At 35.2% G+C, this 20,039-nt stretch carries 22 protein-coding genes and 1 other annotated feature; of the genes, 3 read left to right on the top strand and 19 right to left on the bottom strand.

Going from position 1 to position 20,039, the window contains the following annotated elements; all coding sequences use genetic code 11:
- Positions 1 to 416: 416 nt before the first annotated feature.
- The 5 genes from ESZ47_RS06660 to ESZ47_RS06680 all read right to left on the bottom strand — a co-directional run bounded on the left by ESZ47_RS06660 (position 417) and on the right by ESZ47_RS06680 (position 5,353).
- Positions 417 to 893, bottom strand: coding sequence for an S-ribosylhomocysteine lyase (locus ESZ47_RS06660; RefSeq protein WP_148605926.1), 477 nt, complete (start codon positions 891 to 893; stop codon positions 417 to 419).
- A gap of 125 nt (positions 894 to 1,018) precedes the next feature.
- On the bottom strand, positions 1,019 to 2,140 hold the full coding sequence (locus ESZ47_RS06665; protein ID WP_148605927.1) for a vitamin B12 independent methionine synthase: 1,122 nt from the start codon (positions 2,138 to 2,140) through the stop codon (positions 1,019 to 1,021).
- A gap of 46 nt (positions 2,141 to 2,186) precedes the next feature.
- Entirely contained in the window at positions 2,187 to 3,326 is a 1,140-nt protein-coding gene (locus ESZ47_RS06670) for a trans-sulfuration enzyme family protein (RefSeq protein WP_148605929.1), read from the bottom strand.
- Entirely contained in the window at positions 3,323 to 4,432 is a 1,110-nt protein-coding gene (locus ESZ47_RS06675) for a trans-sulfuration enzyme family protein (protein ID WP_148605931.1), read from the bottom strand. Before ESZ47_RS06675 ends, ESZ47_RS06670 begins: the two co-directional genes overlap by 4 nt.
- A 21-nt stretch (positions 4,433 to 4,453) precedes the next feature.
- Positions 4,454 to 5,353, bottom strand: coding sequence for a homoserine O-acetyltransferase/O-succinyltransferase family protein (locus tag ESZ47_RS06680; protein WP_148605933.1), 900 nt, complete (start codon positions 5,351 to 5,353; stop codon positions 4,454 to 4,456).
- A 52-nt stretch (positions 5,354 to 5,405) separates the two neighbouring features.
- Positions 5,406 to 5,707 (bottom strand) — a binding site (T-box leader).
- A gap of 157 nt (positions 5,708 to 5,864) precedes the next feature.
- On the opposite strand from ESZ47_RS06680, the gene ESZ47_RS06685 reads away from it, so the two are divergent.
- Complete coding sequence (locus tag ESZ47_RS06685; RefSeq protein WP_148605935.1) at positions 5,865 to 6,191, top strand: thioredoxin family protein; 327 nt, start codon at positions 5,865 to 5,867, stop codon at positions 6,189 to 6,191.
- An 80-nt stretch (positions 6,192 to 6,271) separates the two neighbouring features.
- Here the strand turns inward: ESZ47_RS06685 and ESZ47_RS06690 are convergent, their stop codons facing one another.
- From ESZ47_RS06690 to ESZ47_RS06740, 11 genes are all read right to left on the bottom strand, one after another.
- Complete coding sequence (locus tag ESZ47_RS06690; RefSeq protein ID WP_148605981.1) at positions 6,272 to 7,138, bottom strand: S1C family serine protease; 867 nt, start codon at positions 7,136 to 7,138, stop codon at positions 6,272 to 6,274.
- A gap of 94 nt (positions 7,139 to 7,232) precedes the next feature.
- On the bottom strand, positions 7,233 to 8,531 hold the full coding sequence (locus ESZ47_RS06695; protein WP_148605937.1) for a sensor histidine kinase: 1,299 nt from the start codon (positions 8,529 to 8,531) through the stop codon (positions 7,233 to 7,235).
- A complete protein-coding gene (locus ESZ47_RS06700; protein ID WP_148605938.1) occupies positions 8,515 to 9,213 on the bottom strand; it encodes a response regulator transcription factor in 699 nt (232 codons plus the stop codon). The genes ESZ47_RS06695 and ESZ47_RS06700 overlap by 17 nt, the downstream gene beginning before the upstream one ends.
- Before the next feature lie 84 nt (positions 9,214 to 9,297).
- Positions 9,298 to 9,663 (bottom strand): type II toxin-antitoxin system PemK/MazF family toxin, encoded by a 366-nt coding sequence (locus ESZ47_RS06705; RefSeq protein WP_148605940.1) that lies wholly within the window; start codon positions 9,661 to 9,663, stop codon positions 9,298 to 9,300.
- Between the two features lie 38 nt (positions 9,664 to 9,701).
- Positions 9,702 to 10,823 carry an alanine racemase gene (gene alr / locus ESZ47_RS06710; protein ID WP_148605942.1) on the bottom strand — a complete coding sequence of 374 codons (1,122 nt, stop codon included), beginning with the start codon at positions 10,821 to 10,823 and terminating at the stop codon, positions 9,702 to 9,704.
- Positions 10,820 to 11,230, bottom strand: coding sequence for a holo-ACP synthase (gene acpS, locus ESZ47_RS06715; RefSeq protein WP_148605944.1), 411 nt, complete (start codon positions 11,228 to 11,230; stop codon positions 10,820 to 10,822). The genes alr and acpS overlap by 4 nt, the downstream gene beginning before the upstream one ends.
- 70 nt (positions 11,231 to 11,300) lie before the next feature.
- Complete coding sequence (gene dltD / locus ESZ47_RS06720) at positions 11,301 to 12,587, bottom strand: D-alanyl-lipoteichoic acid biosynthesis protein DltD (RefSeq protein WP_148605946.1); 1,287 nt, start codon at positions 12,585 to 12,587, stop codon at positions 11,301 to 11,303.
- Between the two features lie 4 nt (positions 12,588 to 12,591).
- Positions 12,592 to 12,828 carry a D-alanine--poly(phosphoribitol) ligase subunit DltC gene (gene dltC, locus ESZ47_RS06725; protein WP_148605948.1) on the bottom strand — a complete coding sequence of 79 codons (237 nt, stop codon included), beginning with the start codon at positions 12,826 to 12,828 and terminating at the stop codon, positions 12,592 to 12,594.
- Between the two features lie 57 nt (positions 12,829 to 12,885).
- Positions 12,886 to 14,100 (bottom strand): D-alanyl-lipoteichoic acid biosynthesis protein DltB, encoded by a 1,215-nt coding sequence (gene dltB, locus ESZ47_RS06730; protein ID WP_148605950.1) that lies wholly within the window; start codon positions 14,098 to 14,100, stop codon positions 12,886 to 12,888.
- Positions 14,093 to 15,622: a D-alanine--poly(phosphoribitol) ligase subunit DltA gene (gene dltA / locus ESZ47_RS06735; RefSeq protein WP_148605952.1), complete on the bottom strand. Its 1,530-nt coding sequence runs from the start codon at positions 15,620 to 15,622 to the stop codon at positions 14,093 to 14,095. Before dltA ends, dltB begins: the two co-directional genes overlap by 8 nt.
- A 15-nt stretch (positions 15,623 to 15,637) precedes the next feature.
- Positions 15,638 to 15,778, bottom strand: a complete 141-nt coding sequence (locus ESZ47_RS06740) for a teichoic acid D-Ala incorporation-associated protein DltX (protein WP_148605954.1) — start codon at positions 15,776 to 15,778, stop codon at positions 15,638 to 15,640.
- Between the two features lie 135 nt (positions 15,779 to 15,913).
- Between ESZ47_RS06740 and ESZ47_RS06745 the strand changes: the two genes are divergently transcribed.
- Both ESZ47_RS06745 and ESZ47_RS06750 read left to right on the top strand, forming a co-directional pair.
- On the top strand, positions 15,914 to 17,119 hold the full coding sequence (locus ESZ47_RS06745) for a PTS transporter subunit EIIC (RefSeq protein WP_244307566.1): 1,206 nt from the start codon (positions 15,914 to 15,916) through the stop codon (positions 17,117 to 17,119).
- A complete protein-coding gene (locus ESZ47_RS06750; protein ID WP_148605958.1) occupies positions 17,109 to 17,945 on the top strand; it encodes an alpha/beta hydrolase in 837 nt (278 codons plus the stop codon). Before ESZ47_RS06745 ends, ESZ47_RS06750 begins: the two co-directional genes overlap by 11 nt.
- 129 nt (positions 17,946 to 18,074) lie before the next feature.
- On the opposite strand, the gene ESZ47_RS06755 is transcribed toward ESZ47_RS06750, so the two are convergent.
- Genes ESZ47_RS06755 through ESZ47_RS06765 form a run of 3 tightly spaced genes read right to left on the bottom strand, consistent with a single transcriptional unit; the run spans position 18,075 to position 19,838 of the window.
- Entirely contained in the window at positions 18,075 to 18,626 is a 552-nt protein-coding gene (locus ESZ47_RS06755; protein ID WP_148605960.1) for a sigma-70 RNA polymerase sigma factor region 4 domain-containing protein, read from the bottom strand.
- Between the two features lie 58 nt (positions 18,627 to 18,684).
- Entirely contained in the window at positions 18,685 to 19,434 is a 750-nt protein-coding gene (gene rlmB, locus ESZ47_RS06760) for a 23S rRNA (guanosine(2251)-2'-O)-methyltransferase RlmB (RefSeq protein ID WP_148605961.1), read from the bottom strand.
- Positions 19,431 to 19,838, bottom strand: coding sequence for a Mini-ribonuclease 3 (locus tag ESZ47_RS06765; protein ID WP_148605963.1), 408 nt, complete (start codon positions 19,836 to 19,838; stop codon positions 19,431 to 19,433). Before ESZ47_RS06765 ends, rlmB begins: the two co-directional genes overlap by 4 nt.
- Between the last annotated feature and the right edge of the window lie 201 nt (positions 19,839 to 20,039).

The raw sequence follows: 20,039 nt of genomic DNA on the forward strand, positions 1-20,039 counted from the left end.
CCCTATAATTTCCTTATTTATTTAGATGGTTTCAAAACAATAAAAAAGTCCCACAGTCTAAATATTTTAGACTGCGGGACGACTTGTCGTGTTACCACCCGGTGTTTATGTGTTGGCAAAAAGCCTACACACCTCAATATCAATCATCTCTACAATGCTTCGAGAACATCTGTACACAGTGTCAAGAATTGATGTCGCTATATCGGGCTCTCCCGGTTATCACTTGCGTCGTTTTAATAAATGAATCAGCGTGCGTTCGCAATAACAGTAACTCCAAGACCATTTTCATGTGCTCACGTTGTCTACTTTCACCAAATGTAAACTCTCTTGCTAACGCTAAAACACTACTTATCTTTTCTTCGTTAAAATAATCATACTATTTTATAATAATTTGTCAATAGTTTTATTATTATTTTTTAAACAATTTTACGTTCAAAAGCATCACTAGAAATACCTTGTGCTAAGATGATTTTTGCCCACTCTTTAGCTGAATGTAAACTATGGTCTTTAAAGTTCCCACAACTTTCGATTTCTGCTGCTGGTACTTCAGTCACTTCATCACTAACAATTTTTTCCAATACTTTTTTGAAAACTTTAGCCAATGTTTCCGAATCATAGTTTACCCATGAAATAACATGAAACCCTGTACGACATCCAAATGGTGACATATCAATAATACCATCGATTTCATCACGTACAAGCCCAGCAAATAAATGTTCTAATGTGTGTAACCCACCTGTTTCAATAGATGTTTCATTGGGCTGTGTTAAACGCAAATCGTAGTTTGTAATGCTGCCGCCATTAGGACCAGCTTGTGTTTCAATAACGCGTACATAGGGTGCCTTAACCTTTGTATGATCCAACGTAAAACTTTCAACAACTGTTTCTGACATTTCTTTTCTCCTTTTAAGATAAGATAACAACATAGTAAATTTTACATTTATGCCGTAGTCACTATAATATTAACATTTCTACGTTCTTGATTGTTAATATATTCATAACAAACGCCATTTTTCTTCTAAGCAAATTGCTCATCAGCAATTTCTTTAATCAGTGCCAATTTTTTCCATTGATCCTGAATTGTAAGAATATTACCTTCTTCTGTTGATGAAAAACCACACTGTGTAGATAATGCTAAGTTAGCTTTGGGTACATACTGCTCTGCTTCTTTTATTCTTGCAATAATTTCAGCTGTATTTTCTAAGTCTGCTGATTTTGAGGTGAATAATCCCAATACAATTTCTATATTGTCACGATTATTAAATATAGCACTTAATGGTTCAAATCCACCTGAACGATCATTATCATATTCTAGGAAAAATGCATCATAATTTAATTGGCCCAAGTACTTAGCAACCGGCTCATAGCCTCCTTCAAATAAATAAGTAGATTTAAAATTACCACGACAAATATGTGTCGATAATTTTAAATCTTCTGGCAAACCTGATAATGCTTTGTTAATCACATAAACATCATCAGTTGCTGTTTTTTCAAACTTAACCCGCTCATCAAGATTATCAACATTTGCATTCAATTGATTAATTAAATAAGCCCAAGTAGTATCATCCAGTTGCACATAACGTGCACCTAAATCATAGAACTTTTGCAAAGTATCATGATAAGCTTGTGCCAAATCATCCAAAAATGCTTCCCAGGTATCATAGTACTTTGACCACAAATCAGAACGATGATCACGATTAATAATCAAACTAGGTGAAGGAATCGTTTGCTTAGGTTCAACACCAGCCGGTGTCACTGATTTTAGGTATTTAAAATCATCGAAAAATGGATGATTGAGGTTGGCATGTACTTTCCCGTTTAATCGAATGTTTGTTGAACGTGTTTTTTCACCATGAAATTTATATGAATCATTTTGATCATAAAATTCGAAACCGCCTAGTTGACCAAGAAAATCCAAGTGCCACCATGAACGATTGAATTCGCCATCAGTAACTGCTTGCAAACCAACTTTTACTTGTTCAGCAACTAACTTTTTAATTTCTTCATGCTGCACTTTCATTAATTCTTCGTGTGAAATTTCACCATTTGCAAATTTTTCACGTGCTTTTTTAAGATTTTCTGGACGCAAATATGATCCTACTTGATCAAAACGATAAGTTAATTTCTTTGTATTTGCCATTTTTTCTCCTTTGATTGTAGCAAAATAGTCTGTGTACGCTATACCCTTAAATTAATGCCAATGCAGCATCTAAATCAGCAATCAGATCATCTGTATCCTCTAATCCAACCGAAAAGCGTAATAATCCTGGCGTGATACCAGAGGCCGTTAACTCTTCTGTATTCAACTCTGCATGACTCATTTTGGGTGGATAGCTAATAATACTTTCGACTGCACCTAAACTCACTGAAAAAACTGGAATTTTTAAGGCGTCAACTAATTTCTTTGCATTTTCCTTACTGCCTACATCAAAACTCAGTACAGCGCCACCATTTTTAGCCTGTGTAACATGAATTCTATATCCTTTGTGTGTCTGTAAACCAGGATACAATACATTGAGAACTTTCGAATGAGCGTTTAAATGTTGTGCTATTTTTTGGGCTGATGCACTGGCGTGCGACATACGGACTCCTAGCGTTTTAATGCCTCTTAATAACAGCCATGTATCTAAAATTCCTAGTGTGGCTCCCACCGCATTTTGAATAAAATAAATTTTATCAGCTAGTTTTTTATCGTTAACTACTACCGCGCCAGCCAAGATATCAGAATGTCCGGCCAGAAATTTAGTTGCAGAATGAATGACAATATCCACACCTAAGTCTAATGGATTTTGTAAAAACGGCGATAAAAATGTATTATCGGCAATTGTAAATAGCTGATTCTTTTTTGCAATATTAACAACAGCACGAATGTCAGTAATATTCAAAACTGGATTCGAAGGTGTTTCAATATACAAAGCTTTCGTTTCCGGTCTAATCGTTGCTTCAATTGCATCCAAATCACTAAAGTCAACAAAATCATGCCTAATACCCCATCGTGATAAAATGTCTTCTAACACTCGGAAGGTACCACCATAGACATGCTTGCTAACAATAATATGATCACCAGCAGACAAAGTGAAAAGCACACTGCTAATCGCTGCCATGCCTGTACTAAATAAATACCCGTATTGTCCATGTTCAAGCTGTGCAATCGCTTTTTCCCCGGCAGCACGAGTCGGATTCCCGGAACGAGCATAATCATATTGACCAAAGTCTTCAAAACTTTTTTGGTTAAATGTTGAACTTAGCTGAATAGGTGTATTAATTGCTCCAGAAAGTGGATCATTTGTTGTTGATGCATTAATAATATTGGTCCACTCACTCATATTTTAGCTCCTTCTACTGCTTGCTTTAAATCAGCTAGTAAATCTTCTTTATTTTCTAACCCTGCGCTAACACGCACCAATTGATCAGTAATGCCAAGATGCTCTCTTTGTTCTGGACTTAAATCACGGTGTGTCTGGACCGCGGGAATTGTGATTAATGTTTCAGGGCCACCCAAACTTTCAGCAAACGATCCAATATTCAACCCTCGTAAAAAAGCATTCACATCATAATTTTTTGATAAATAGAAACTAATCATGCCGCCAATGCCAGCATATAAAACCTTGTCTATACCATTAATACGTGGTAATTGTTGTGCTAAATATTGTCCGTTTTCGTTATGCCTTTGCATACGTAAATGTAAGGTTTTTAAGCTACGCAAGAGCAACCACGAACTAAAAGAATCTAAAACCTGGCCGCGTGTCATTAGTGATGTTTCTAGTTTTTCAGCCAAATTAGCACTATTTACAATCACCACACCAGCTAAAATATCGTTATGCCCGCCAAGATATTTTGTTGCAGAATGAACTACAATATCAGCCCCTAAAGTCAAAGGTTGTTGAAAAATTGGCGTTAAGAATGTGTTATCAACAGCAATTAAAATATTCGGATCAATCTCTTTTATTTTTTGACACAGTGATTGAATATCAGTCACCTTCATCGTAGGGTTAGATGGTGTTTCCAACCAAATTAATCGCGTTGTTGGTTTGATAAGTTTCACAATATCTTCAGAATCACGCCAGACATCATAGCTGACACCACTTTGCTCAACAATGGCATCAAAATAACGATATGTACCACCATACAAATCATCTGACGCAATAAAGTGATCACCCGTTTTAAGTAATGAAGCAAACACAAGATCAATAGCTGCCATACCTGAACTTGTTGCAAATGCTTGTATTCCTTGCTCTAATTCTGCCAACTGATCTTCTAATATTTGACGTGTTGGTGTTTTTGAACGTGCGTAATCAAATCCCGTTGATTCACCAAGACCCGGATGCCGATAAGCTGTGGAAAAATATAACGGACTGACGACTGCACCTGTTTTAATATCATCTGTTCCATTTCCACCTTGTGCCAATATTGTATCAATACTAATACTCATAAATAATTACATCGCATGGCCTTAAGCCAAACTTTTCCTCTCTTGATTTAACTTTTCTATTAATTCAACTTTTTCAGTTGATAAAACAGTATTTTGTACTAATAATTTACCCCAATTCGCATAAAAAACTTCAGCAATATTTAGCCAAGTATTAGTTGGTTTACCTTGATAAAAGTAATTTTGTGGTTTTTTTGTGTTTGAATCTCTCTCTTTATCACGTATATACTCATTTGCTAGTGTCGCTGTGTCATATTCTAAATGCCCTGTTATGTAGGTTGAACGTAGTTGCTCATCTCTTAAAATAAACGCACCTAATATATCATGCCCAGCAACTTTTAAACGTCTCGCGACACCAAGATTTGGAATCGTAAAATACCGAGATTGTGGCATCATAATTTGATCGATACCTTTTATTAACGCTTGTCGCTTAACTATTTGATTAGCTTGAAAAACACCAGATACTTTCTCCGACAAGGACTTAACAGGAAAATTACGTTCAGCGTAACCTGCGCCGTAGGCTGACCAGCAAGCAAACAAACTTTCTGACACATGCGTTTTTCGCCACGAAAGTAAATGCAGAAATTCATTCCAATAATCAATATGTTCAAAATTCATGCGATCGACAGGAGCACCGGTGACTATCATACCATCGTACTTTTTGTGCCAAATATCACTTAGTTTGACATAATTAGCAGTAATTTCTTCACTATCATGACGTATTTTATGTTCACTTGGAATAGCAAACGTAATTCGAACATTGACTGGTAGACGATCCAACAGACGTATAAATTGTTTTTCTGTTTGTAACCGATTAGGCATTAAATTAACCAACAAAATATTTAAAGTGGGTTCTAATATTTTAAAACGACCAACAACAAAATTCTCACGTTTTAGTAAGCCATTATTTAATATAACACTCATATTTCACCTCCAAATTCTAAAATAATAAAAAATCCCGTAGTATCAAAAGATACTACGGGACGTTAAAGAGACGTGCTACCACCCAGTGTTTATGTAAGCCTTAACAACTTACACCTCCAGACGTACGCCAGCAAGAATTCGTCGAGAACATCTGTGAAATCCTGTGGTTATACGCTGTCCAGTAACGGGGGCGCCCGATTTCAACTTACTGCGCGACACACATGAGTGCCCGCTTGCTCGTATCCGTAAAAAACTCCAAGACCATTTTCCATCTAAATTATCTTACCCGTTCACACCATACACGGGCTCTCTAACTAAGCTTTAAAGATGTACTTATCTTTTCAACGTTTATATTGATTATTACTATAACTTTAAATTTTGTTTATGTCAATAGTTTTTAATATTTCTCATTAAATTAATAATATAATTTTCAACGTTCAAATGCTTGATCAAAGCATTTTTTTACCTGATATGGTACAATTTTACTTAAAATTTAGTGAGGACAAAAGCTATGTATGAACCAACGCATAATTCAAATCAAGTTATTGAAGAAAATATCAACAAACCTGGACGTCACGTAATGTTTCTTTCAGCAGATTGGTGCGGTGATTGCAAAGCCATTAAACCATTTATTCAAGACATTAAAAACGAAGTTGAACAAACTGCATCATGGTTTGATGCAGATAGAGATATGAATATCGAAGTTGCCACAAAGTATAATATGCGTGGCATTCCCTCATTTGTTTTATTTGAGAATGGTCAAGAAATATCACGTATCGGCCACGGTGAGCGCCTTACACCAAAAGAAATTTTAAACTGGTACCAAACAACATTGTAATTTCTATTTAAATAAAAAACGCCTGAACGTCTGAAAGTGTTTTAACACTTCAAGCGTTTAGGCGCTTTTTTATGCATACATTATTTTTCAGTGTTCTTAATAAATGTCTGAACAATATCTGCCGGAATAGCAAACCCCATCCCCTCAACACTAGTTCCATCAGTTGAAGAAGCTATCTTTGATGAATTAATACCAATGACTTGACCTTTTAAATTGATAAGTGGTCCACCGGAATTACCCGGATTAATTGCCGCATCAGTTTGAATAGCAGTTGCGGCTTTGGAACCAGTTTCTTCAGCGGATAACGCACGTCGTGGTGCTGAAACAATCCCACTAGTTAAAGAAGTGGCATAATCAGATCCAAGTGGTGACCCAATCGCTAGTACCTGTTGCCCAGATTGCAAATTTTTTACGTCACCAAAAGAAGCTACAACCTTGATATCAGTTGTTTTAGCTTTCAACAAAGCTAAATCTTTGTCAGAATCAGTTCCCACAACAGTTGCTTCAATTTTTTTCCCGCTGGCTGTAATCAACTGTAACTCATCAGCGTCTGCTACAACGTGATTATTTGTAATGATGTAGGCATAACCACCAGATATCTTATATACAACCCCTGATCCTTCTGATGCCGTTTCTAACTCTGAGCTACTTGAACTACTGCCTTGGCTCTGCTGAAAATACGATTCCCAAAGACTACTCGACGATGACGCCTTTTGTAGATTTTGTACTGTAACCACCGCATTTTTAACTTTATTATACGCTGTAGTTGCTGTATCACTGCTGGTATACGCTGTTTTAGCTACGGTTGTTGTTCCTGCCAAATTGGACGTTTTTGTCGTATTTGAATGCTGTTGAAACCATGAATTAGGCTGTAGTCCTGAGTAGACAACAAAACTTGCTACCAACGCTGAAACAATAGCAACAATTATCAAAGAATATTTTTTCATAACTCGACCTTTCATACATGTTTTTCTCTTAATTTTATGACAAAATACAGTACTCTCACTATTATTATAATAAACATATAAAATAAACTAAATATTAAAGTGGTAATATGATTTTAAATATTGCACCTTGTGGTTGATTATCCGACACTGTTATTTTTCCATCATGCGCATGAACAACCCACTCTGCAATTGATAACCCTAGACCTGTACCACCAGTCTGACGGTTACCAGTCTTATCCTCCCGATAGAACCGATCAAAGACATGCTTTTTTCCTTCGTCACTAATTCCTCGACCTGTATCGGCTACACTAAGCACAAATTTTTTCTTTTCAATACTTGCTTTAACAGATACTTTGGCACCAGCATCAGAGTATTTTAATGCATTATCAAGTAGTAAAACTAACAATTGATGAATCCGCTTTTGATCTATAAATATTTCTTGTTGTACATCAACTTCCAGCGTAACACTTTTTTCCTCAAACTCAGCCATTTCCTTGTATGGGGAAATTATTTCTTCTAAAAACTGTGCAACGTTTGTTGATTCTTTTTCAATAGTCGTCATATTAGAACCTGATTTTGCTAACGTTAACATGTTATTTGTCAATGAGTTTAAGCGCCTTACTTCAGATAATGACAATATAATAGCATTAGATTGATCACGAACCGTCGATTCGGGTTTTGTTAGCATGGTCTCCAATTTTCCTTGGATAACAGCCATTGGCGTTCTTAGTTCATGAGCTGCGTTATTGACGAAATCTTGTTGTTGTTGCCAAGACTTTAATATTGGTTTCATATTACGTCTAGAAATCATGTACGAAACAATGACAGATAGAATGCCAAAAACCCCGAAGGACCAAAATAATACTTTTTTAAAATTATTTAAATTATTGATAGTATCTGTAACATTAACTGTCACCATACCATGCACTGCAATTTGATCATATCCTTTGGCAGCGTTCTTTTTGAACTGAAAACCAATAATGCGATAATAATTACCATAAAACTTATAAGTATTTGGTTTAACGGTCATTGTTGCTTTATCAAATTTAATAGCCGCCTGTAATGCTTTTTGTAAAGCCGCTTGTCGCTCATCTTCTGTTGTTGTGTCAATAATCAGCTTACCATTCTTATCGAATAACCACGTTTCTGTTCGCGTACTTGAACTATTAAATAGCGGTTGTGGTTTTTTAACATCTTTCACAGACGTTGATAACAGGCCATTATTATCATACATCGAAAGAGTTTGATTAATAGCAGAGTCAGCACTATTAAAAACCGTTCGTGTATAAGATACAAATATAACACTCGCTAAAATTGAAAATATAACAAAAAAACTGGCTAGTAACCAGATAAATCCTCGTACTTGCTGTTTTTTATTAATTGCGTTCGGCATCCTCTACCTCTAAAATAAAACCAATATTTCTTAAGGTCTTAATCAAATTATCTTGTCCAACAGCTTCTAGTTTACGACGTAAATTATTCAAATAAATATTAACCACATTAATCGTAGTATCAGAATCAATTCCCCACACCCGATCAAAAATCTGATCACGTGTTACAATAATATTTTTATTTTGCGCAAGATATGTCAAGATATCAAATTCTTTACCGACTAATTTGACAGGTTGTCCGTGGACCTGAACACCGCGATTTTCCATGTTAATCATCACGTCACCTACTGACAACGTATTATCTTCAGAGTAAACGCCTGATCGACGTAACAATGCTTTGACACGCACTAATAACTCCTCACGATGAAATGGTTTAGTTAAATAATCATCAGCCCCAACATTGAATCCTTCTATTTTATCATCCAATGACGTTTTTGCCGTTAAAATCAAAACAGGTGTTTCAACATCATTATCACGCAAATTTTTAATCACTTCCAAGCCATTTTCTCCTGGGAGCATTAAATCAGAAATAATAAGGTCATAAGGCGCTTCTTGCGCTTCAAATTCACCATCAAGGCCGTCAGTAACAGCATTAACGTCCGCAAAATCTTGCAAAAAGCCAACAACATTGTCTGCTAAATTGACATCATCTTCGATTAATAATATTTTAATTGCTTTTGACATTTTTATATCCCTGTCTGTTTTTTACTATACTTATTGTACAAAGTATAGGTTAAAAATAAGTTAAATTAAAACCAAATTATACTACTATTTTAAACCAACACTAATTTTTATTGCTTGTGCAACAAGAGACATTTCACTGGATGAAGCACTAATGTGCCCAATTTTATCTCTTAGCCGCCGTTTATCAATTGTACGAACCTGTTCAGCTAAAATCACTGAATCTCTTTTCATACCGCTCATATGTTCCGGAAGCAATACATGTGTTGGTAATTTAGGCTTTGAAATTTGAGAGGTTATCGCAGCAATAATTGTTGTGGGAGAATTAGCATTTCCTACATCGTTTTGGATGATTAGAACTGGCCGTACGCCAGCTTGCTCAGACCCCATGCCTTGCTTTAAATCGGCGTAAAAAACGTCACCACGCATAACCGCTTGATGTTCTTCTGTCATTAGTACTCTCACTTTTATGTACGCGCACATGGCGCTTCTTAATAAATTTTAGGTAATCGATTGCCAAAGTTTGTTAATATTTCGTGAGGAATTGTATGCCCATATTCAGCCATATCTTCAATTGTTATTTTTTCTTGACCATCACAGCCAACTAAAGTAACAATAGTTCCTACGGGATATTCTTGATTTAATGTTATCACAATTTGATCCATTGTAACACGGCCAATTACATGTTCAACGTGTCCATCCACTAAAACATTCATTCCACTCATACGACGCAGATAACCATCTGCATAGCCGATTGGTAACGTGGCTATCCATTGTGATTTTGCTGCTGTATAAGTCGCACCATAGCTCACTGATTCTCCTATTTGTAGTTGATGAACAGAGCCTATCTTAGATTTGAGATACAAGGCAGGCTTTAATGAAATTGGTAACTTCTTTTCAGGAGCGCCCGGATTATAACCATAAAGAACTGAACCAACACGAATTGTTTCCGTATCAATTTCATTAAAATGCCATATTGCCGAGCCAGAGTTTGCTAAATTCCAATATTTTTTGGGAATCCCTGCTGCTGTAACCCATTGATAAAAGCGTTTTACTTGTTTATCATAATAAGATTGATTATTATCATCTGCAGTTGCAAAGTGAGTAAAGACACCAAAAAAATCTAGTTTATCAGTATTTTGAATCGCATCATAAATTGCCTGCACATTTTCTTGAGAATGTGCACCCATACGCCCCATACCTGTATCCACTGCTAATTGTACAGCTAATTTTTGACCATCTTCAATCTGTGCTAATGCTGATTGCAACCATTCAATTGTCCCAACTGGTGGCACCAGTCGATATTGAATCATAACATTTGTGTGGGAAACATCCTGGACCCCAAGTAAAAAAATATTAACGTTCTTTTGTGGATAAACTTCTCTTAAGGCTATCCCTTCAGCAATTGTGGCCACAGCAAAATCTTGGATGCCGATGTCTAAAAGTGCTTGCACAACTTGCTTTGCACCATGTCCATAGGCGTCTGCCTTAACAACAGCAATAATTTTTTTTGCACCTGCGTGTTGCATTATTTTTTGTGCATTCAACTGAATTGCTTGCAAATCAATTGTTATCCAGGTTGGACGTAAACGCAATATATCATCATTAATCATGAGAGTACTCCTCGTTTTGGGAAAATCTTCACACTGATTTTTTCCAACAGTGTTAAACGCTCAATAATTACAACCGTATTCACCTGATCACCACTATGCGTAATAGCCACATAGGTGTGGTAAGGAAAATTTTTGATTTTCATCACAGGTCGCCCAGTGTTTTCGTTTAAAATTTCTATGTCTTGCCACTGTACTTTTTCACCAATACCATAGCCAGTCGCTTTAGAAAAAGCCTCTTTTGCAGAAAAACGACCAGCAATATACTCATTACGATGTTTTCCCTTTCTTTCAGCAGCCGCAACACGTTCTGCCGGCGTCAAAATGAATGGTATAAAACTTTTTTGTCGTTCAATGATCTGCGCTACACGACTGATTGACTCTGTATCATTTCCAATTCCTATAATCATGCTTCTATTGTAACAAAAGGTTAAGTATGGATAAAACTTTTTGTCCATACTTAACCTCTTTGTCCCCTACTTATTTGAAATTTTTTAAATTTGTGTCTGTTGGCATCAAATTTTGCCACTTTTTCGATAGATAGTTATCATTAATTTTATAATTCGTTTCCTGATATCCATGTTCAAAGAAAGGCTTTATTTTAGTATCAGCTGCAATCCATCCTCGCCATCCCATATGAATGGTGTCTTGCATAAAGTATTTATGACCACCATCATGAGAAAAGTCAGCAATATTATTAAATCCTTGAGATTTCAATTGTTTTTTGACTTTATTGACACTTTGATAATATTTTTTCGTGTTCAAACCCGTATACTTTGACCACTTTTTATTAACAGGTTGAATGATGAACAAAACATCTGTATGTTCTTTAGCAAATTCTTGCAATACAGCCTGAAAGTCTGAATATTCATCAGATTGTCTATAATCAAAATGACTTTGAGAGTTCTCTAGTTTCTTAAAACTTGGTTTTACCCTTGTTTTGAAAAATGAATTTTTGATACCAAACTTATTATTACCAGTTTGTTTTTTTGCTACTCGTATCGCCTCTTGTTCTAATAGTGACACATTGTCCTTTTTAGGTAGCCCCTTTAAAGCTGGTTCCACTTGTTTATTCCAATTATTAGAGAATGCAAAGTTGGAAAAAAGCTGATCCTCACGTACTAGCATTCGATTTCGTAATATAAGTAAATTTTGATCAGTGCCTGATAATGATTGATTATTCTTAATTTTAGTAATAAGACGAGCATAGAAGGTATTGTCACTAATTTGCTTTTGTTCCAGTAATCGTGTCGCAATAAATCTATCAGTTGCACTAATTGTTTTAATATTTCTCAACCAGTTAACCGTTTGTAAAGGTGAATAAAATTGAGAAAAAGCCCACTTACTATCGCGTTTTGTAAACCACTGTTGCGAAACAATGAACACTGCCTGTTTTTTGTGCAGAGCTGGCGTCATTTCTTGCATCCCCAAATAATGGGAAAGAGACTCTGTACCAGCTTGGCCAAGCAAAAATGGTTGGTAATTACGTTTATACTTTGCAGCCAACACCGACGGATGCATTGCATCTAAACGTAATAATTCACTCGACCCAAAAAAAGGGACATATTTTGTCTTTGAATCACTAAAAGCTGCCATCTTCATACTTTCACCCTTAAAAACATTTTTAGAAAATGAAACTGATGCTTTTTGAATGTCTTTATTTGATAAATAATTTAATGAAAATGGTGCTAAAAATAGGGCAGTAATCATAACAAATGCCAAAACAACTGGACCAAATATCCACCATAACCCCCGTTTTTTTAGCATATTTTTATCCCATCAATGATTCAACTTTAGCAATTACCTTGTTTGGTGTGTTCCATTCATCACGGTTAAACTCAGAAACCGGTGCTTGAATATTAAACTTACCTTCTAAATCAAGCAATAATTCTACTGTGGCCATGGAATCTAGCAAACCTGTTTCAAAGAAGTCATCATCCATTTGGTCAGAAATGTCTTCACCTGTAATTGTGTTCAAAATTTCTACTACTTGTTCTTTCAAGTCCATTATTTTTATCCTCAATTTTTATATACTTGTAACTATCATTATATTCTTAAACAATTATCAACGGAAGGAATGAAACCATATTTTATCGAGTATTCCACTGAATAGTAAGAAACTAACCATTACAACATTAAATGTAATGATTATAGCTAATGCATTCGTAAATTTATTGTGTGGTAACTTATGCTTTTTCTTATAGCGTAACCACATATCATTAACAACTAGACCAATACCATGAAATAGGCCGTACGCAATATAATACCATTTTAGGCCATGCCAGAATCCCATAACCAACATATTAATAATGTAAGCAATATTTGACGTAGTTACACGACTCTTAAACCACTTTTTCTTCATCATCAGAAACACGAGACGCATAAACACAAAATCGCGGAACCAGAATGATAATGTCATATGCCAACGATTCCAGAAGTCTTTTAAGTTCTTGGACAAAAATGGCATATTGAAGTTCATAGGTACCTCAATGCCCATAACATATCCAGTAGCAACGGCAAATAATGAATAACCAGCAAAATCAAAGAATAGATTAAGTCCATAAATATACATATATGCTATAATCCACCATGACCAGCCACCATGCACATGTGCTGACAAAATAGCCAATTTTTCGACATTTGGCATCAGTAATGTGCCCAACACATGCGAAATAATAAATTTATATAGAAAACCTAGAAAAAAATACTTCACGGCTTTGCCGAGCATTTCAATGTATTTATCACGTTCAGGGGCACTTTCGATATCCTTAACAAAGCGACGATAGCGATCGATAGGTCCTGACGAAATTGTTGGCATGAATAGCATAAATCTCAAGAAATTCCATGGATTGAAAGCTTGAATTGATCCATCTCGTATTTCCATCACCATACCAACAGAACGAAATGTCAAATATGAAATCCCCATAAATCCCAATAAGCTTGAAACTTTGGCCCAATCTGCCACTGGCGCAACTTTAATCAAAACTAACGGTAAAATAGCTAAAATCGTTGCACTATAGAATATCCACGTTTGATTATTTCTTTTACGATATAAAGTGTAGGACCATACAAGTAACCATTGCCAAATCATATAAATAATTAATGCAATACCTTCATGATATTTTTCACCATCAAACATTAAAAAGATAAAAACAAGTGACACTACTACTTCATACCAGGCAAACCTTTTTCCAAAATATAAACCAACAGCTAGTGGAATTAACGCCAATAATAAAATAATGAAGTATTGCGGATCTGCATAAGGTTGTAGATTAAGCATTACCATTCACCTCAGCAATCAAACCTTTGAGATCTATCTTGCCGTTTGGTGTCAATGGCATGGTTTCACGATATATAAAGCGACTAGGCATCATATACGGCATCATGACATCTTTCACTTCTTCTTTAATAGCGTTGGTCAGCAACATTGGTTTGGCAAAATCATTAGTTTTAGCTACTATAATAGCTAACAGTTGCTTCACTTTGCCATCATTATCGTAACGTGGCACAGCAACTGCTTGTTCAATCCACTGACTTTGTTGCAATTGTTGCGCTACTTCTTCCAATTCGATTCGAAACCCATGAAGTTTAATTTGAAAATCGCTACGTCCTTGATAATGCAACAATCCATTTTCGTCTATCGTTGCTAAATCACCTGTTTTATAGGCTTGAACACCGTCTACTTTTGTAAAAGCCAACTTTGTCTTTTCCGTATTATTCAAGTACCCCTTAGATACTGAAGGTCCGGAAATTATGATTTCACCCTTTTGACCTGAAGAAATGTTTTGTCCATCACCATCCTGGATTGTAATTTTTGTATCGGCTTTGACATAACCAATTGGCATTTTATCGTAACTATCAATAATTTCTTTAGTGATTAATAAACTTGATACAGCAACTGTTGCTTCTGTTGGACCATAGGTGTTATATATTTCAGCATCTGGGAACCTTATTAATAGCTTTTCTGCCGTAGTACGTGTAAGTACTTCTCCACAAAATAAAAAGCGTATTAGTTTGGGATGATTTTCTTGGGTAAATGTTGGATCTAAGAGAGCTACATCGGCAAAAGATGGCGTTGAAACCCAGACGTTTAAATCCATTTTTGGGAGGGTGCTAAATAATACCTTGAAATCATCAGCTGCCGTTTTAGGTAGCGCTTTGAGTGTCCCACCAGTTATAAGGGTCGGAACCCAATCCATAACTGATAAATCAAAAGAATAGGGTGGCTGTGACAATACATTGCTCTCACTTGGCCAATTAAAGGCTTCACTAACCATCCAATTTGCAAAGCTCAACAAATTGTTATGCGAGATTTGCACACCTTTGGGTTTACCAGTTGTCCCAGAAGTAAATATAATATAAAAATTTTCATCCTTTTTTACGGGATGTGTTAATTCATACGAGACAGTTTCAGAAAAGATCTTTTTTAATTGTATTTTCCCTATTATCGGAATGGACAAGTTGGTTATTGGTAAATCATCAATAGCCAATATTGCTGCCGGCTCAGCAATGTCAATAATATCAGTTAGACGTTCTTCAGCTGAATTAACATCCACTGGAATGTAAGCATGTCCGGCTTTTGTCGTAGCCAAAAAACCAGCAATCATTTCAAATTGTTGGCCCCCATACACCATAATCGGTGCTTTTTCCGGCAATGCCATACTATCTAAGAAACTGGCTAAACTATCTGACGCTTGCTTAAGCTGTCCATATGTATGTATGCGTCCCAATTCATCATAAGCAACCTTATTAGGTTGTGTGTTAGCGATGAAGTCAACTTGATTCAACATATTATTAATCATATGTTCCCCCACTATTTAAAATTCATTGTAAAGAAAATGTCCTTCACCAACACCTGAATAGCCGTATAGATATAAAAGTGTTAGAATGATTAGGAAATAAAAAACAGTACGCCCAACAAAATTAACAATTGGATGTTGGAAAAAATGCTTTAACATTTACCATGCCCCCGTATAAATTGTCCTTTATTTAGTCAACTACTTGACATAAAGTATCGTCCATAATGTAATGATTTACATTATATCATAAATATTTCTGAATGTTAATTTTATATATCAAAGAACGGATTCCTTATGTTAACTATGATTAAAAAATATTTTTCATCCATTGTTAAATTAGATAATTATGTTTTAAAAAATAAGATTTTTCAATCAATATTTTCTGCCATGCAAGATGCACTTCCAATTTTGGCTATTGATGTGTATTTGCGCCTCTTTTCTAATTTGTTTTTGACACCTAATGCCTTATTCCCTGTTATTTTCAATGTCAATGGCCCCATTTTTAAGTACCAAATGCTTATTGCTGCACTTGACATTGGTATATTAATGATTTTTGCAGCAAGCTTGACCAAAAAATATTTAAAGTACCGTGGCATTAGTGAAAACACGTTACCCATATTGACTAATTTTCTAGCTACTTATTTCCTATTCACTATTAATACGCAATCATTTGTAAGAAATGTTTCACAATATCTAGTTGTCACAGTATTAACAATTATAAGCAGTGAATCTTATTACCAGTACCATCGACTGTTTAAAAAGAATAATAATCTCTTTGCTGTTAAATTTTTAATTTGGTCTGGATTTATTTTTAGTCTGTATTTTTTTCTTCAACCATATGTACAAGAAACTTCACTTCAATTATTGATTAGTAATATGCTTTCCTCCAATTTTTTTACTACCTTCTTGGGGCTACTAATAGTAGGCTTTTTCTCGCCAATTCTCTATTGGTTAGGGCTTGCTTTACCAAGTGAACTGTCGTCTAATCAAACAACAATCAACGCTGTTGTCAAGAATCTGGATGTCATTTTGAAAAATTTTCATGCTACGCTACCTTACCCTGAAAATCTATACAGTGTCTATAGTTCATTTTCCCTTCTAGGCGGAATTGGTAACACATTAGCTATTAGTTTTTTACTGCTTTTCATGTCTTCAAAACAAAAACAACACCTAGGCATGTTGTCAATCATCCCTAGCTTATTTAATAATAACCAACTATTATACTTTGGTTTACCATTATTTTTAAGACCGCTAATGCTTGTACCGATGATTCTATCTAGCATAGTCGGTATCGCTGTTGGTTACATTGCTATCGCAATACATTTGATCAAACCAGCAGCATTAATTATACCGAACAATGTGCCTAACCTACTGGCTGCATTTTTGGGAAGTGATTATTTTCCCTCGTTGATTGTCGTAAGCGTTGTATTCATACTCACATTACTAATTTATAAACCTTTTATAGAGGTAGATACTCACGAGGTAGAAAATGAGAAATAAACTAATTATTATATTTAGTTTTATATTGCTGATCATCATCGGTATCTTTGGACAGAATTGGGTCACAAATACACGTACAACACAATCAAAAATACAAACTTCTCATATGTCACCAATCATTTTGATTCCGGGATCCAGTGCATCTGTCAATCGATTTGATAATTTATTAACTAAATTAAATGTACATAACCAACATCACGACATCTTAAAAGTGCAGGTTAAAAAAAATAATCAATTAGTTTACAGTGGTAAAATCAGATCAAATGACGATCAACCCTTTATCATCATTGGTTTTGAAAATAATGCAGATGGATACAATAATATTAAAAAGCAATCTAAATGGTTAGATATTGCGATGGCTGATTTACAAGATCGTTACCATTTCCGAAATTTCCAAGGTATTGGTCACTCAAACGGTGGCTTAATTTGGACTAGATATTTAGAAAACTACTATGATGCTGATAACTTAAACATGACAACATTAATGACTTTAGGCACACCATTTAACTTTTCCGAATCCTCATCTCAACGTCGTACCGTTATGTTAAAAGATTACATTGAAAAAAGCTCTAATTTACCATCTAGCTTGATAATGTATTCAATAGCTGGAACAGAGGACTATACAGATGATGGTATTGTGCCTGTCCAGAGTGTCCTAGCTGGCAAATATATTTTCCAAAAGCGTGTTAAATCATATACTCAAATTACCGTATCTGGTGATGATGCACAACATTCAAGTCTTCCTGAAAACAAAGAAGTCATGAGATTAATACAAGAACATATTTTATCGCAAACAGATAACAATGATTTCAGAAAACCAAAGTAAAGTACAATTAGTGAAAACCCTACCTAATCTAGATAAAATAAATTATCTAAATAGATAGGGGTTTCATTTTGCACTACATGCTCATAATTAAGTTAATTTTCAATCAGCGAAAACATGTGCCTACTACACTTATTTTGAAGATATTTCTTTCATCATCTTTTTTAATCGATACTGCATTTGTTCGAATCGACGCTTTTTACTCTCGCCAATATCATATTTTAATGTACCGATGATTTGCAATAACACTTGTTTAAAAGCAATCGAATCAACCATGCTTAAAGTCGAAAGAGATTCTCGTAAAACATACAAATGTTCTGGATTGTATGTATTTGTCCCGATATCAACCGTTATTTCTTCATCATCTATTGCCACCATTTTGCTAATAAACTGAGATTTCTCAGTATAATGATGACGTACTAAGTCAGTTGCTCTATTTGTCAAAGCTGCAATGAAATAAGTTGAAAATTTAGCGCGTGGATTCTTACAATCATATTTACTCACGCATTTCATTAAAATTTCTAATCCCTCTGAATACCACTCATCTTGCTTCATTCGACCGCTAATTTTTCGTGAATGAACATCAAATATAGCAGCTCGTAAATGCTTAATTAACACATTATACGCAAATTCATGTCCTCGCTGCGCTGCGATAACTGTACCAATTAATCTGTCAGTCCCCAATTATTATTCTCCCGCTATCCTTCATAATGATAGTCGTAGGAATAAACCTACTTACTACTTATAATGGATTACGCGAACTATACCCTTGATAAATCAATAAACTAGCAGCAACACTTGCATTCAAACTCTGGACGTGCCCAACCATTGGAATCGTCACCATACCATCTACTTTTTTCTTCAACAATGGTGAAATTCCTTTTCCCTCGTTACCGATAATAATGGCTACAGCGCCCTTAGCATTCCATCGACGATAATCTTCACCCGCCATATCTGTACCAAATATCCAAACATTACGTTTTTTTAATTCATCTACTAGATTGGCTAAATTAGTAACACGTGCCACTGGCACATGTTCGATAGCTCCTGTTGACGTTTTAGCCACAGTAGCAGTTAATTGTACAGCGCGTCTCTTTGGAATAATTATACCATGTACACCTGCTGCATCTGCTGTTCGTAGAATAGAACCTAAGTTATGTGGGTCTTCAATACCATCTAAAATAACAAAAAATGGATCTTCGCCTTTTTTATCAGCACTGTCAAATAAATCATCAATCGTGGCATATTCAAAAGCTGCAACACTCAATACAATACCTTGATGGTTCCCACCATCTGTCAGCTCATCAAGTTTTGCTTTAGGAGCTTGTTGAATCACTAATCGTTTCTTTTTAGCTAATTGTGTAATTTCATTACGGATTTTATCTTGCAATCCGGACTGTATCCACACCTTATTAATTTCTTGTTCACTTTTTAGTGATTCAACACTAGCATGGTGTCCATAAATAAATTCTGCTGTTTCAGATGGCTTCATTTGACTGTTCTCCCAGTTTCTACTTGTTTAAAAATCCACAACATCAATTGTGAAACACGCTCATGCTGCTCAGACATATACAAATAACCAAATAACGCTTCAACCCCAGTCGAAATACGGTATGTGATAACATCTGTATTTTTAGCTTTTGTATGTGATTTGGCATTTCGCCCGCGTTTAAAATATTCCAATTCTTCTTCACTAAGCTGATGCTCAGATAACATTAACTCAAATAATGCAGCATGCGCCTTAGCAGATACATATTGTTTACTTCGTTTTTGGAGTTCATTGACCTTTGTCAGTCCTAAAGACAGCAAATGCCGTCTTACTTCTAGTTCATAGATTGCATCACCGATATAAGCTAGCGATAATCCGTTCATCTGTTTGTAATTTAAATTAGTCATAATTCAATTATACGAAATATTATCAACTTGCGTACAATTTTAATTAAATATTCTGCAGAACTATTTAATTTTATCTATTAATACAGTATTTAGGAATATTTTTGACATAAAAGGTAGGATTTTTGGCATAAAATGCAACTAATTTACAAAATATAATTCATGAAATTAAATCATAATAAAAACACCTACCAAATTCTGGTA

Origin of the sequence: Leuconostoc litchii (assembly GCF_008107645.1) — a bacterium.
Taxonomy (GTDB): Bacteria; Bacillota; Bacilli; order Lactobacillales; family Lactobacillaceae; genus Leuconostoc; species Leuconostoc litchii.

What these genes read in the sequence shown, in the direction of transcription:
- ESZ47_RS06660 (WP_148605926.1), bottom strand. Translation starts at nt 893, where the DNA reads ATGTCAGAAACAGTTGTTGAAAGTTTTACGTTGGATCATACAAAGGTT.
- ESZ47_RS06665 (WP_148605927.1), bottom strand. Translation starts at nt 2,140, where the DNA reads ATGGCAAATACAAAGAAATTAACTTATCGTTTTGATCAAGTAGGATCA.
- ESZ47_RS06670 (WP_148605929.1), bottom strand. Translation starts at nt 3,326, where the DNA reads ATGAGTGAGTGGACCAATATTATTAATGCATCAACAACAAATGATCCA.
- ESZ47_RS06675 (WP_148605931.1), bottom strand. Translation starts at nt 4,432, where the DNA reads ATGAGTATTAGTATTGATACAATATTGGCACAAGGTGGAAATGGAACA.
- ESZ47_RS06680 (WP_148605933.1), bottom strand. Translation starts at nt 5,353, where the DNA reads ATGAGTGTTATATTAAATAATGGCTTACTAAAACGTGAGAATTTTGTT.
- ESZ47_RS06685 (WP_148605935.1), top strand. Translation starts at nt 5,865, where the DNA reads ATGTATGAACCAACGCATAATTCAAATCAAGTTATTGAAGAAAATATC.
- ESZ47_RS06690 (WP_148605981.1), bottom strand. Translation starts at nt 7,138, where the DNA reads ATGAAAAAATATTCTTTGATAATTGTTGCTATTGTTTCAGCGTTGGTA.
- ESZ47_RS06695 (WP_148605937.1), bottom strand. Translation starts at nt 8,531, where the DNA reads ATGCCGAACGCAATTAATAAAAAACAGCAAGTACGAGGATTTATCTGG.
- ESZ47_RS06700 (WP_148605938.1), bottom strand. Translation starts at nt 9,213, where the DNA reads ATGTCAAAAGCAATTAAAATATTATTAATCGAAGATGATGTCAATTTA.
- ESZ47_RS06705 (WP_148605940.1), bottom strand. Translation starts at nt 9,663, where the DNA reads ATGACAGAAGAACATCAAGCGGTTATGCGTGGTGACGTTTTTTACGCC.
- alr (WP_148605942.1), bottom strand. Translation starts at nt 10,823, where the DNA reads ATGATTAATGATGATATATTGCGTTTACGTCCAACCTGGATAACAATT.
- acpS (WP_148605944.1), bottom strand. Translation starts at nt 11,230, where the DNA reads ATGATTATAGGAATTGGAAATGATACAGAGTCAATCAGTCGTGTAGCG.
- dltD (WP_148605946.1), bottom strand. Translation starts at nt 12,587, where the DNA reads ATGCTAAAAAAACGGGGGTTATGGTGGATATTTGGTCCAGTTGTTTTG.
- dltC (WP_148605948.1), bottom strand. Translation starts at nt 12,828, where the DNA reads ATGGACTTGAAAGAACAAGTAGTAGAAATTTTGAACACAATTACAGGT.
- dltB (WP_148605950.1), bottom strand. Translation starts at nt 14,100, where the DNA reads ATGCTTAATCTACAACCTTATGCAGATCCGCAATACTTCATTATTTTA.
- dltA (WP_148605952.1), bottom strand. Translation starts at nt 15,622, where the DNA reads ATGATTAATAATATGTTGAATCAAGTTGACTTCATCGCTAACACACAA.
- ESZ47_RS06740 (WP_148605954.1), bottom strand. Translation starts at nt 15,778, where the DNA reads ATGTTAAAGCATTTTTTCCAACATCCAATTGTTAATTTTGTTGGGCGT.
- ESZ47_RS06745 (WP_244307566.1), top strand. Translation starts at nt 15,914, where the DNA reads ATGTTAACTATGATTAAAAAATATTTTTCATCCATTGTTAAATTAGAT.
- ESZ47_RS06750 (WP_148605958.1), top strand. Translation starts at nt 17,109, where the DNA reads ATGAGAAATAAACTAATTATTATATTTAGTTTTATATTGCTGATCATC.
- rlmB (WP_148605961.1), bottom strand. Translation starts at nt 19,434, where the DNA reads ATGAAGCCATCTGAAACAGCAGAATTTATTTATGGACACCATGCTAGT.
- ESZ47_RS06765 (WP_148605963.1), bottom strand. Translation starts at nt 19,838, where the DNA reads ATGACTAATTTAAATTACAAACAGATGAACGGATTATCGCTAGCTTAT.